Annotated in this window: 11 protein-coding genes; 1 reads left to right on the top strand and 10 read right to left on the bottom strand. The window is 68.4% G+C overall.

All coding sequences use genetic code 11. The features are described from left to right. Positions 1 to 22: 22 nt before the first annotated feature. Positions 23 to 1,054 (bottom strand): sugar ABC transporter substrate-binding protein, encoded by a 1,032-nt coding sequence (locus tag ACFYPC_RS00940; protein ID WP_388668594.1) that lies wholly within the window; start codon positions 1,052 to 1,054, stop codon positions 23 to 25. Here ACFYPC_RS00940 and ACFYPC_RS00935 point away from each other — a divergent pair. Then, positions 945 to 1,220: a hypothetical protein gene (locus ACFYPC_RS00935; protein WP_388668591.1), complete on the top strand. Its 276-nt coding sequence runs from the start codon at positions 945 to 947 to the stop codon at positions 1,218 to 1,220. The two genes, ACFYPC_RS00940 and ACFYPC_RS00935, sit on opposite strands and share 110 nt — an antisense overlap. Before the next feature lie 263 nt (positions 1,221 to 1,483). Here ACFYPC_RS00935 and ACFYPC_RS00930 read toward each other — a convergent pair whose 3' ends face one another. From ACFYPC_RS00930 to ACFYPC_RS00890, 9 genes are all read right to left on the bottom strand, one after another. Further along, positions 1,484 to 2,323 (bottom strand): ABC transporter permease, encoded by an 840-nt coding sequence (locus ACFYPC_RS00930; RefSeq protein WP_388668589.1) that lies wholly within the window; start codon positions 2,321 to 2,323, stop codon positions 1,484 to 1,486. 16 nt (positions 2,324 to 2,339) lie between these two features. Continuing rightward, a complete protein-coding gene (locus ACFYPC_RS00925) occupies positions 2,340 to 3,143 on the bottom strand; it encodes an ABC transporter ATP-binding protein (RefSeq protein WP_388668586.1) in 804 nt (267 codons plus the stop codon). 63 nt (positions 3,144 to 3,206) lie between these two features. Next, positions 3,207 to 4,217 carry an ABC transporter substrate-binding protein gene (locus ACFYPC_RS00920; RefSeq protein WP_388668583.1) on the bottom strand — a complete coding sequence of 337 codons (1,011 nt, stop codon included), beginning with the start codon at positions 4,215 to 4,217 and terminating at the stop codon, positions 3,207 to 3,209. Positions 4,218 to 4,482: 265 nt separating this feature from the next. Next, on the bottom strand, positions 4,483 to 4,914 hold the full coding sequence (locus tag ACFYPC_RS00915; protein ID WP_388668580.1) for a heme-binding protein: 432 nt from the start codon (positions 4,912 to 4,914) through the stop codon (positions 4,483 to 4,485). 496 nt (positions 4,915 to 5,410) lie between these two features. Continuing rightward, positions 5,411 to 6,586 (bottom strand): cytochrome P450, encoded by a 1,176-nt coding sequence (locus ACFYPC_RS00910; RefSeq protein ID WP_388668577.1) that lies wholly within the window; start codon positions 6,584 to 6,586, stop codon positions 5,411 to 5,413. A 610-nt stretch (positions 6,587 to 7,196) separates the two neighbouring features. Further along, entirely contained in the window at positions 7,197 to 9,593 is a 2,397-nt protein-coding gene (locus ACFYPC_RS00905; RefSeq protein WP_388668574.1) for an ATP-binding cassette domain-containing protein, read from the bottom strand. Positions 9,594 to 9,915: 322 nt separating this feature from the next. After that, positions 9,916 to 10,269, bottom strand: coding sequence for a VOC family protein (locus tag ACFYPC_RS00900; protein WP_388668571.1), 354 nt, complete (start codon positions 10,267 to 10,269; stop codon positions 9,916 to 9,918). A 336-nt stretch (positions 10,270 to 10,605) separates the two neighbouring features. After that, positions 10,606 to 11,229, bottom strand: coding sequence for a TOPRIM nucleotidyl transferase/hydrolase domain-containing protein (locus ACFYPC_RS00895; RefSeq protein WP_388668568.1), 624 nt, complete (start codon positions 11,227 to 11,229; stop codon positions 10,606 to 10,608). A gap of 142 nt (positions 11,230 to 11,371) precedes the next feature. Then, positions 11,372 to 12,733, bottom strand: a complete 1,362-nt coding sequence (locus ACFYPC_RS00890; protein WP_388668565.1) for a beta-1,3-glucanase family protein — start codon at positions 12,731 to 12,733, stop codon at positions 11,372 to 11,374. Position 12,734 lies beyond the last annotated feature (1 nt).

Genomic DNA, 12,734 nt, shown 5'->3' with positions numbered 1-12,734 from the left:
TAGGTGCGGAACTACGTCGGGGTCAGCCGCAGTTGAGGAGCTTGTCGGCGAACTCCGTCTTGAGCTCGGCGGTCTTGCTCTGCCGCGCCTTGTCGTAGTCGGCGACGTTCGCTTTGGTGACCACGAAGGATCCGGAGTCCACGACCGCGCCCGGGGTGCGCATGACGCACTGCTTGCTCTGCAGCAGCGCGAGCGCCCAAGTGCCCACAGCCGCCTGGCCTGTCGGGTTCTGTACGACGGTGGCACTGACGGAGCCGTCCTTGATGGAGCTGATGATCTTGGCGTCGTCGTCGATGGCCACGACCTTCGCCTTGGATCCCGAGCTCCGGACGGCCTCGGCGGCGGCGACCGCGGGGTTGTAGGCGGTGGTGACGATGCCCTGGATCTCGTTCCCCTTGGCGGCCAGGAGATCGGACACCGCCTTCTGCGCGGTCTGCAGGTCCTTGTCGATGTCGGTGACCGTCTGCAGGAGTTTCACCTTCCCCTTGGTCTCGTCCACCGCATCGGCCACGCCCTTGATCCGGAGTTGGGTGTTGGCGTCCACGTTGTTGCCGGTCAGATGGACCAGGGTGCCGGTGCCGTCCATGGCGTCGATGGTGGCGCGGGCCGCGCGGTAGGCGGCGAGTTCGACGTCCGTGGACAGGCAGAAGTCGGCGTCGTTCACGTCACCGGCCGGGCACGAACCCAGTGAAGCCACCGCGTAGCCCTGCGACTTGAGATCGGAGAACGTGCTGTTGATATCGGTGGGCGAGACGCCGAATACGCCGAAGGCGTTGTAGCCGCGCGCCGCGAGCGTGGACAGCAGGTCGTTCTGCTGTTGCTGATCCCACTCGGCGGTCTCGTCGAACGTCACGCCCCCGAGGCCGTATTCGTCGCGCGCCGCTGCTCCCGCCGTCTTCCACGGCTGGAAGTACGGGTGGGCACCGCCCGGCACGAGCGCGACCTTGACGGCGGAGCCGTCGGCCAGCTCGGCCGTCCCGTTTCCCGTCCCCTGTGCGGAGGCCACGCTTGCCCCGGCCGGTTCCCCGGAGTTCTTGAGAGTGCATCCCGCCAAGGCACTGGTGAGTACCGCCACGACGGCAGCACCGGACAGGACAGGCCTGATGCGGAAGTACGACGTCACTGTCACAACTCCCCTTGGATTCCATAGGATATTCGCGGGGAGATGCTGCGACAGACACCGGCTCACGTCAAGGCGTTCGACAAGAGTGGGCAACTGAAGCGTATTTGAGGCGCTTTTGGTGCTCGCGCGGCCATCGCCGCACAGGACTGCACGGCAGCCGCGCTACCCGACCAAGGCCCAGAGCTCAGAATCCCATAGGAAAGTAGAAGCCTTGCATCGCGTAAACAGCCGCAGTTACGTGGGCACGTTCGTCGAGATGGGCCGCCCTGGTGAAGCGTGTTCCGCCGGACGGCCCCCGTCGGAGCCCAGCGAGCCGTCGTACGACCGCGACCGCTGGGCTCCGTCGGGTGCGTCACCCGGTCAGTCGCGCTGCCACTTCAGCGCCCGCCGCTCGAAGACGCCGATGAGCGAACTCCCGAACACCACCATCGCCACGATGATCACCAGCGCGGCGAACAGTCCGGCCGGGTCGAACTGCTGGGTCGAGGTCATGGAGTAGTAGCCCAGTCCCTTGTCCGCCGAGATGAACTCGCCGGCGATGACGCCGATCATCGCGAACGACACACCGGCCTTCAGTCCGGCGAACAACGGCACGCTGACGGACGGCAGAACCACCTTGCGCACCACGAACATGCGCGACGCACCCATGGACTGAGCCACCTCGACGAGCGGCTGTGGCACATTACGCATGCCCGAGTAGACGTTGAAGAAGACGAGGAAGAACACGATCATGCTGGCGATCGCGATCTTCGAGCCCATCCCAAGTCCGAACCAGAGCAGCATCATGGGTGCGAGGGCGACCTTGGGAATCCCGTTGACCGCGTTGAGGATCGGCTCCATGATCTCGCCGGCGGTCCTGAACGCGCCGAGCGCCCAGCCCACCACGGCGCCCGCGGACGCCCCGAGCGCCCAACCGAGGATCAGTTCCTGGCCGGTGGCCATGATGTGGCCGTGCATCGTGCTGTCCCCGAGGACGTTGTAGAGCTTGGCGACGACGTCGACGGGGTTGCTGATGAGGAAGTAGTCGATCACGCGCCCGCTGAGGAGCTGCCAGACCCCCAGGAAAAGCAGCACGATGCCGAGCTGCCCGAGCATGACCATGGTGCCGTGGCGTCCGCGTGGACGCCCTTTGGGGTTCTTCGGCCGGACCGCCCGGCCCCGTCGCATGGTGAGTGGTTCCTGCTCGCCGACGACAGCCATTGCGCTCTCCTTCTCCTCAGGCCTTGGGATCGATGTCGATGTCGGTTTCGAGCAGGCTCCACAGCTCGCGCCGCAGCTCCTGGAAAGTCGCCAGATCCGTGATGTTGAAGACGTCCCTTGGCCTGTCGAGGGGAATGTCCACCGTCCGCCGGATCCGGCCGGGGCGCCCCGTCATGACCGCGACCCGGTCCGAGAGGGCGATCGCCTCGGTCAGGTCGTGGGTGATGAAGATGACGGAGGTCTGGCGCCGCTGCCACAGGTCCAGAACGGTCTTCTGCATCGTCTGCTTGGTGATCGCGTCGAGCGCGCCGAAGGGTTCGTCCATGAGCAGTACTTCGGGCTCGTAGACCATGGTGCGTGCGATCGAGCAGCGCTTCTGCATTCCGCCGGAAAGCTGCCGCGGATAGTGGTTCTCGAAGCCTTCCAGGCCGACGATCTTGATCCATTCCCTGGCGCGCTCGATCCGCTCCTGCTTGGGAACCCTGCGGATCTCCAGCGGCATCATGATGTTCTCGATCACGGTGAACCAGGGGAAGAGATTGGAGTCCTGGGTGATGTAGCCGATCTCCAGCTTGTCCAGTTCCCGGTCACCCTTCAGACACCGGATGGTGCCGTCGGTCGGCTGGAGCAGACCGGACGCGATGTTCAGCAGGGTGCTCTTTCCGCAGCCGCTGGGCCCGACGACCGTGAAGAACTCCTTTTCCCGGACCGTGAGGGACACATCCCGCAGGACGTCCATCATCTTTCCGCTCGGAGTGACGAACCGGTGTGTGAGATCCCCGAGGATCACCGCCGGCCGCTCAGTACTGACGTCCTGCATATCTTCCTCCGCCTCGTCCCTGCCCCGGCGTCAGCACAGACCGTGCCGGCGTTCCGCTCCGGTTCACTTCTGGTAGTCCGACGTGTAGGCCCCTTCGACCACTTCCGCGGACGGCTGCTCGAACATGCCGAGTCCGGCGAGGACTTCGACGCTCTTGGCGAACTGGTCCTCACTCATCGCCGCGTCCTTCGCCCACTTGTAGGTCTCCATGCTGTCCGCGAGGACTTTCTCGTCGAACGAGTTCATGTCCTTGTGCAGGGTCTTCGCGGCCTCGTCGGGGTGCTCGTCCAGGTAGTTGTTGGCCTTGCCGACGGCGTTGCAGATCTTCTCGCTGATATCGGGGTGCTCGGTGGCATAGGTCGTCGAGGAACCGATTCCCGACCAGGAGACTCCGTCCAGTTCGGAGAACAGGTCGGAACTCCCGGTGTCGTAGATGATGCGGCCCGGAGCCACCGAAAGAACCTGGTCGGGGATCGGCTGCGGCTGAAAGACCAGACCCACCTGGCCCTTCTGGAACGCGGCTGTCGACGCGGCGGTACTGGCCTGCGAGAGCACGCCGATCGATTCCGCGGGAAGGCCTTCCTTCTTCAACAGGCTTTCCAGCAGCTTCGCGCCGGGATTGACGGTGCGGCCGCCGATCGCGGTGATGTTCTCGCCCTCCAGGGCCGCCAGTTTCTCCTTGAGCGTCATGGACTCGTCCATGTTGTTCCGGTCCCATGCCACATTGCTCACCGCGAGGATGTACGACGGGTCCACCTGCGTCACACAGACCTGCTGCAGATCCGTGTCCTGCGCCGCCGCCTGGATGACCGTGCTGGTGTTCACGGCGCCGTACTGCACTTTTCCTGTGGCGATCTGCAGACTCGCGTTCGCGATGATCTGCACCTTGACGTCGAGGCCTTCGTCCTCGAAGTAGCCGAGCTCGTCGGCAAGGAAGATCGGGGCGTTCGCCGGCGCCGCTATGGAGACCGACACGGTGATCTGGTCTCCCGCACCGGGATTGGAGCCGCCGGCGCAGCCCGCGGCCGCCGTCAGCGCGATCGCCGCTGTGACGGCGCCCAGGCGCCGTCTCACTGGCCCGGACAGTGCTTTCGATGAAGCGCCGTTGCTTCGGTTGTTCATTTCAGGTCCCTATCTCGCGACTCTTCAGGTCCCGATCTCGCGGCTCTCGGACGCTCACACGGCTTGGTCCGAACTCTCCGCACCTTCAAGTGCTGGTCGTAGCAGCCCGTGGTGCCCTGTGGGCCGGGCAAGAGGCGGTTGGAACTTCTCTTCGATGCCGAAAGCGCTTGGCTGTACGGCGAGTTCGATGCCGTCGGCCTCGCCGGAGACGGAACGATCAGCCCGCGTCGGCGACCAGGCCGGCCTTCTCCACCCCGAAGACGGCGACGGCCTCGTCGTTGTCGGGCCGGTCACCGCTGACGCCGACCGAGCCGAGCAGTTCGCCGTCCTCGTCCCGGATCAGCACACCGCCCCTGGACGAGGCGACCCGTCCCTCGGAGATCGCGGCCAGCGCCGCGAAGAACGCCGGGTCACGGGTGGCGTGGCGAGCTCCCACGGCGCCGCCCTGGCCGGTACCGAGAGAGCCCCAGGCCTTGGCGTGGGCGATCCCCGGACGCAGAATGCCCGCCCCGTCCTCGCGTTTGACGACCTTCGGATGACCGCCCGGGTCGAGCACGGTGACCGTCAGGGGACGCAGTCCCAGCTCACGTGCGTGGCTCAGGGCCGCGTCCACGATTTCCGAAGCCTGGGTCAGGCTCAGTCCACTCATGTCTGTCGCTCCTCGTTTCTTGTCGGTGTGGGAGTGATCGATGGAGCAGGTGGGAGCCGGGGCTCGTGGGGGCTCTTCGCGGGCGCCTGTTGTCGAGTGCGCAGCCCTGCACGACCGGCCGGCCGGCGGGAAGGTACAGAACGGGGCGTACAGCATGGGCGCGATCGGTCGAAATGTGGTTCTTCCGCAGTCCCGTTGCGGAGTCCCTCAACACGTCCGGCCGCCTTGAGACCAAGAAACCTTCTTAGTAGGTATGGTGTCAAGGTAGGTGACGGGTATTTCATGACGGGCCTTTTACCCGGAGGCGCCGGCGGCTGCCCGGCGCGCAGGAAGGGGCTGCGCCTGCGGCCCGCCGCCGATGCTCGACACTGTGACCGCCCTGTGCAGCGCGGCCGACCCGCCCCGCAACTGGGGCGCTTCACCACGTCCGCCGCCAGGCCACCGGGTCAATCCGGTGCGCGCTTCCGTAGGAGTCATCCGCGACGCCTGAGGGCAGTCAGGCGGTGCCGTCCCACAGCACATGCAGGGTCGAGGGCTTGCGGAAGACCAGGCCCTGCACGGTGGCGGGGCGCTCGGGGTCGAGTCTCAGGGCAGGGAGGAGTTCGAGGAGGCGCTGGAGGGCGATGCGGGTCTCCAGGCGGGCGAGGTGGGCGGCGAGGCAGTGGTGCGGGCCGTGTGCGAAGGCCAGTTGGAGGCGGGCGTTCTCGCGGCGGACGTCGAAGTGGTCGGGGTCGGGGAAGACATCGGGGTCGCGGTTGGCGCCGGCCAGGGAGACGGTGACCAGGTCACCGCGGCGGATCGCGGCCGGCCCGAGGACGGTGTCGCGGGTGGCGTACCGGTCCACTACCGCCGCACCGGGTTCGAGGCGCAGGGATTCTTCGATCGCGCCGTCCAGCAGACTGAAGTCGGCCTGGACGAGAGCGAGTTGGTCTGGGCGTCGCAGCAGGTGCAGCAGCGCGTTTGTGATCATCCCCTCGGTGGTCTCGATGCCTCCGAACATCAGCACCGCGGCATTGGACGCCACCTCGGGCACCGTCAGTTGTCCGGTGGCGGAGCCGAGGAGCGACGCTGAGCCGGTCTGTGCGACGGTGGCTTCCACAGCGGCCCGCAGCTCCGCGTACGCCGCCGTACCGGCGGGCCCCGCCTCGCGTCCGGCGGTGATGTCGGAGACCGCGCGCACGATGGAGTCGTACCAGGCAAGGACCCTGGCCGGGGTGGCGCCGACGAGCCCGAGCGCCTCGGTCACGACGGCGACCGCTAGCGGGCCGGCGAAGGCGCGTCGCAGTTCGACGGCGCCGGCCGGTTCCAGTGCGGTGATGAGCCGGTCGGTCTCCCGCTCGATGAACGAGGCGAAGCCGGCACGGACTTCCCGGAGGCGGAAGGGAGCGGTGAAGGGCTCGCGGTGGCGGGCGTGCTGGTCGCCGTCCAGCGACAGCATGCTCGGCCCGACGACCTGTGCGGTGGAGAAGCGGGGGTCGTCGACGGTGAACGTCGCGGCGTCCCGCATCACGCTCAGCGCGAGGTCGCGCCGGGTCACCAGCCAGCCGTCCAGCTCGGGCAGCCAGGACACGGGCTCGCGCTCACGCAGCAGCGCCAGTCGGGGATGCGGATCCCGGGCGAGTTCGGCGAGCGTGGTCGCGGCACCGAGGGGGAACGAGTCGACGACGCTCATCACGAGCCTTGGCCGGGGAGCAGGCTTGAGCGCGGTCCGGGCCCGGGGGCGGGTGCCGGCCCGGGGGCGGGTGCCGGCCCGGATGCGGGCGCCGGCCCGGATGCGGGCGCCGGCCCGGATGCGGGCGCCGGCCCGGATGCGGGCGCCGGTATGGATGCGGGCGCCGGCCCGGATGCGGGCGCCGGTATGGATGCGGGCGCCGGTATGGCGAAACCGATCACAGCCAAGGCTAACAATCGCCCCTGGCGCGGTGCGGACCGGTACACCCCGGCGCCCGCCTCCACGGGCCTGACCGGCCGGCGCAGCCGAACGATTTCCTGGTCGTGCAGGACCTGACCGACCCGTTCTGTCCGGCGCCGGCCCGCGGCCTGCGGCAGACCGCCGCCGAACGCGGCCACATCGTCCTGCCGGCCGGCGTGGGCACCGGTGCTCCGACGCGTTCCTCGGTCAAACCGTGCAACGCCGGGTGGACGGAGACGTGCTCGCCTCCAGCGGGCACCAGCCCACCAGCCCACCGGGCACCGCCCCTCCCCGCCCCGGGCGCGCGGGGAGAAGGCGCGGGGCTGAGAGCGGGAGAGCGCCTGCTCGACTTCGTCGAGCGCCACCTCGGTCAGCCGCCGACGTACGCCGCGAGGTGCTCGCCGGTGAGGGTGGAGCGGGCGGCGACGAGGTCGGCCGGTGCGCCCTCGAAGACGATCTTGCCGCCGTCGTGGCCGGCGCCGGGCCCCAGGTCGATGATCCAGTCGGCGTGTGCCATGACCGCCTGGTGGTGCTCGACGACAATGACCGACTTGCCGGAGTCGACGAGCCGGTCGAGCAGGCCGAGCAGCTGCTCGACGTCGGCGAGGTGGAGCCCTGCGGTGGGCTCGTCGAGGACGTAGACGCCGCCCTTCTCCGCCATATGGGTGGCCAGCTTGAGCCGTTGCCGCTCGCCGCCGGATAGCGTGGTGAGCGGCTGGCCGAGGCTGAGGTAGCCGAGCCCGACGTCGGCGAGCCGGCGGAGGATGGCGTGCGCGGCCGGCGTACGCGCCTCGCCGGCGCCGAAGAACTCCTCGGCCTCGGTCACCGACATCGCGAGCACCTCGCTGATGTCACGTCCGCCGAAGTGGTACTCGAGCACCGACGCGTCGAACCGCTTCCCCTCGCAGTCCTCGCAGGTGGTCGCGACGCCGGCCATCATCCCCAGGTCGGTGTAGATCACGCCGGCGCCGTTACAGGCGGGGCAGGCGCCCTCCGAGTTGGCACTGAAGAGGGCCGGCTTGACGCCGTTGGCCTTGGCGAACGCCTTGCGGATCGGTTCGAGCAGTCCCGTGTAGGTCGCGGGGTTGCTCCGCCGCGAGCCGCGGATCGCGCCCTGGTCGACCGACACCACACCCTCGCCGGCCGGGATCGACCCGTGCACGAGCGAGCTCTTGCCGGAGCCCGCGACGCCGGTGACCACGGTCAGCACCCCGAGCGGGATGTCGACGTCGACATCCTGGAGGTTGTGCGTCGAGGCGCCGCGGATCTCCAGCATCCCGGTCGGCTTGCGCACCGACTCCTTGAGGGTGGCCCGGTCGTCGAAGTGGCGGCCGGTGATGGTGCCGCCGGTCCGCAGCCCCTCGACGGTGCCCTCGAAGCAGACGGTGCCGCCCCCCGTACCGGCGCCGGGGCCGAGGTCGACGACGTGGTCGGCGATCGCGATCGTCTCCGGCTTGTGCTCCACGACGAGCACTGTGTTGCCCTTGTCGCGCAGCCGCAGCAGCAGGTCGTTCATCCGCTGGATGTCATGCGGGTGCAGGCCGATGGTGGGCTCGTCGAAGATGTAGGTGACGTCGGTGAGCGAGGAGCCGAGGTGGCGGATCATCTTGACGCGCTGCGCCTCACCGCCCGACAGCGTGCCGGAGGGCCGGTCGAGCGAGAGGTATCCGAGGCCGATCTCCACGAACGAGTCGAGGGTCTGCTGCAGCGCGGTGAGTAGCGGCGCCACCGAGGGCTCGTCGAGGCCACGGATCCATTTGGCCAGGTCGCGGATCTCCATCGCGCAGGCGTCCGCGATGCTGATCCGCTTGATCTTCGAGGACCGGGCCCCCTCACTGAGCCGGGTGCCGTCGCACTCGGGGCAGGTGGTGAAGGTGACCGCCCGCTCCACGAACGCCCGGATGTGCGGCTGCAGCGCCTCCTTGTCCTTGGACAGGAACGACTTCTGGATCTTGGGGATCAGCCCTTCGTAGGTGAGGTTGACGCCGTTGACCTTGACCTTGACCGGCTCCCCGTAGAGGAAGTCCCGCAACTCCTTCTTGGAGTACTCGCGGATCGGCTTGTCCGGGTCGACGAAGCCGGACTGGGCATAGACCTGCACGGTCCACTGGCTGTCCGACTTCCAGCCGGGAATGGTGAAAGCGCCCTCCGCGAGCGACTTGGAGTCGTCGTAGAGCTGCGTGAGGTCGATGTCGGAGACCGCGCCCCGGCCCTCGCAGCGCGTACACATGCCGCCGGTGCGGTTGAAGGTCGCTTTCACGGTCTTGGTCCTGTCGGCGCCGCGTTCGACGGTGATCCCGCCGCTCGCCCGGACCGAGGCGGTGTTGAAGGAGTACGCGCTGGGCGGGCCGATGTGCGGTTTACCGAGCCGGCTGAAGAGGATGCGCAGCATGGCGTTCGCGTCGGTGGCGGTGCCGACCGTGGAGCGGGGGTCGACACCCATCCGCTGCTGGTCGACGGTGATCACGGTGGTGAGCCCGTCGAGGACGTCGACCTCGGGCCGCGCCAGCGTCGGCATGAAGCCCTGCAGGAAGGCGCTGTACGTCTCGTTGATCAGCCGCTGCGACTCCGCGGCGATCGTGTTGAACACCAGCGAGCTCTTGCCCGAGCCGGAGACTCCGGTGAACACCGTCAGCCTGCGCTTGGGGATCTCGATGCTGACGTCCTTGAGGTTGTTCACGCGCGCCCCGTGCACGCGGATCATGTCGTGGCTGTCGGCGAGGTGCGGCGCAGGCGACTGCGTGGGGGTCCTGGCGGCCATGCTCATCGTCTCTCCATCTGTCGGGCGGGGGCGCCTTCGCGGCCTCCGTCGTCGCCTGGCTCGGAACTGACCGGCTTCGAGCAGTACGTCTGGTTCTACTTCGTCGACACCGTCGCGGGCAACGGTCCGGCGTCCGTCCGATCAGCGGTGTCGGCCGGGGCGGCGCGCCCGGCCGAGGCGTCGGACCGGCCTGCGGTACGACGTGGCCGGTGCACCCGGGCCGAACCGGCGTACGCGCTGACCTACGCGCCGACGTACGCGCCGAAACCCTCTCCCCGCTCCTGCGGGGCGAGACGACGCCGGGCTCTGGAGCGGGGGGCGGTACCCATCAGTCCTGAAGCAGCCCGAGGACGTTGCCGTCGGGGTCGACGACCGCGGCCACCAGACGGCCGCCACCGACGTCGTGCGCGGGCTCCTTCACGGTGGCTCCCGCGGCGATCACCTCGGCCAGCTTGGCCTCGATGTCCGGCACGTGCCAGTAGGCCACCGGTGACTCCATGCTCTGTGGTCCTTTGCCCGGCACCAGCCCGATGTGCTGGCCCCCGGCCTCGAAGCCGACGTAGTAGGACTCGTCGGTCGTGGGCGCCACGCCGAGCAGGGCGGCGTACACCGCCTTGGACTTCGTCAGGTCGGACACGGGATGCAGCACGGTCTTGATTCCCTGGGTGGCAGAGCTGGTCATGGTCGCTCCTAAGTCGTGGGTCTCATCGACCCGGTGGGGCTGCGGGCGCTGCGGGGCTCGGAGAGGAACTCACGTGGACCGTGATGTCCATGACCTTCACGCTAGCTCCGGCACGATGACCGGCGCTTCTCGAATCCTGACCGGTCTGTTCGGCTGTCCCACAGCGGTCTGGGTCAAGCCGGCAGGCAGGCGTCGGGACGGCAGGAAAACCCGGCGCGCAAACGTCAGAAGGCGCGTGTGCAACAGAGGGGCCCGGGCGCGCAGTTCGGCCAGGATGAACAGAGCGACGTAACCCGAGATCGCTCCGGCCGCGACCGACGGCGGCCCTCGGAGGTCTCAGGCGGCGGCGTCCGCGAGCAGGAGTTCCAGGGGCCGCGGCACGCGTGCCGGATCGAGGTGCTCCACGAGCGCGCGTGCGTACTGCGCCTTCCTGCCGCTGTGTGTGCCCAGGAAGCGCCGGAGCTGTTGCTCCACGGTGCGCCGGCGCTGAGCCGGCTGCTTCTGGAAGGTGCGGAACGAGCGCAGCTCGCCCTGTTCCTCGACGACCTGCTGGACCGAGTCGGCGCCGAGTGCGCGGATCAGCTCGTCCTCGAGGTCGGCTTCGCAGACGTAGAAGGCGCTGAAGCCGAGTCCCACCTGCTCCAGGCGGCGCCGGAAATAGGGCTCCTCGCCGATATCGCAGAGGCCGGCCAGCCGCAGTCCGAGGCCCTGCGGACCGAAGAGCTTCAGGAACCTTCCGATGCTCATCGCACCCCCCAGCGGCACGATCGCGATGCCCTCCTCGTCGAGATCCCGGCCCCGGCGTGCGGCCAGAGCTTCGAGGGCGGCCTGGTCGCTGACGCCCTCGACGAGTACCACCATGCGCAGGCCGGCGGCCAGTTCCTGCGCCGCCGGGGCGGCATGGGTACCCCCGGCCGCCCACTCAACTGCCGCCCGGCTGAAGCGTCTTGTCTCATCCATGGGCATGAGTGTCTCTCGCCGTCCGGCGCACCGCCTCGGCAATATTTCCAGGGAGGTATCCATGCCTCAGCCTCAGGCGTACGTGCGCGCCCCGCCCGGACGCTGCGGCGAGCAGCGTACGGGCGGGGACCACCACCTCGGGTCAGAAGCCGACGGCCACCGACAGCCACTGCGGGTTGGCATGGGAGATGAAGGACGACTGGCTCGCGACGTCGTCGTAGGGGAAGCCGTAGGCGAGCTTGTTGATGGCGTTGTCGTGCCAGAACTTGGCGTAGTAGTTGGCCGGGGCCGACAGGTAGTACTGATTCGGGTCCGCCTGGCCCGAGGACGGCAGTGTGGCGACGTGCCGGTTGAGCGCCGCGCACATGTCGGGATCGCCGGCCATGCTGCCGGCGCAGCCGAAGATGTACTGCGTCGTCTCGTTGACGCCGACCGACTGGGCGTAGGAGGTGAAGTAGTTCGCGTTCACACCGCCCGGCTGGAAAGTCGGGTCGCTGCCCGGGGCGATGATGCGGTACGGGGCCTGACTCTGCGCCAGCACCTTGAACTCCTGCGGCACGGCGTTGATGAAGTCCTGGAAGACCTGGGTACGGGACTTGGCGAAGAAGGCCTGGGTCTCCCCGACCTGGACGTCGTAGCCGTCATAGGAGTGCAGTCGCATCGCGAGAGGCAGGCCGTAGGCGTCCACGCGCGTGGTGTTGCCGTTGAACACGCCGCCGCCGACGGTGAATTCGATGAAGTCGTAGTACTGGCTGGTGGGTGAGCCGACGTAGAAGTACATCCGGCCGGCCGAGTTGGCGGGCATGTCGAAGTAAGGCTGCTCCGCGATGGAGTGCGTCTGGCCGTTGTAGCTCCAGTACACCTGGCTGTCCGGGTAGGCGCCGTTGGTCCGGTTGAGGATCGCCACCGTGACCGCGTTCTGGGGGTTCGGGATGGCGCTCGTGTCGCCCCAGAACGCGTCCGGCGGGGTCGTGGTGCCGCCGGTGCCGTAGACCTGGAACTCCCAGAGGGAGAAGCCGTACGCGCTGGCCCGGGCGGTGCCGTACATGCGGACGTACCGTCCCGAGCCGGTGACGTTGAGCGTCTGCACGCCACCCGTGCCGGTGGTGGTGGAGTAGATCGAGGTCCAGGTGGTGCCGTCGGCGGAGGTCTGGATCTGGAAGGCGGTCCCGTAGGCGGCCTCCCAGTTGAGGACCACCTGGCTGATCTGGGCCGTGGCACCGAGATCCACCTGAAGCCACTGCGGGTTACTGAACGCGCTGGACCATCGTGTGGTGGTGGAACCGTCCACGGCGGCCGAGGCGGGGGTTCCCGCCGCCTCGGTGGACGAGGCGGTGGCCGGCTTCCCCTGCGAGAGCAGGGTGTCGACCGCGTGGGCCTGGGGCTGGGCCACAGCGACCAGGAGGGCCGCCAGCAGGGCGACCAGCAATGCGATGACAAGAGGGGTTCTTGGCTTGTGCCGAACCGGCTGCCGATGCGCCGGACACGTGGGGTTGCTCGGCATG

This window comes from Streptomyces sp. NPDC005808 (assembly GCF_042871385.1).
Lineage (GTDB): Bacteria > Actinomycetota > Actinomycetes > Streptomycetales > Streptomycetaceae > Streptomyces.
The sequence above is the reverse complement of the archived record's forward strand: the minus strand, read 5'-3'. Positions and strand labels throughout refer to the sequence as shown.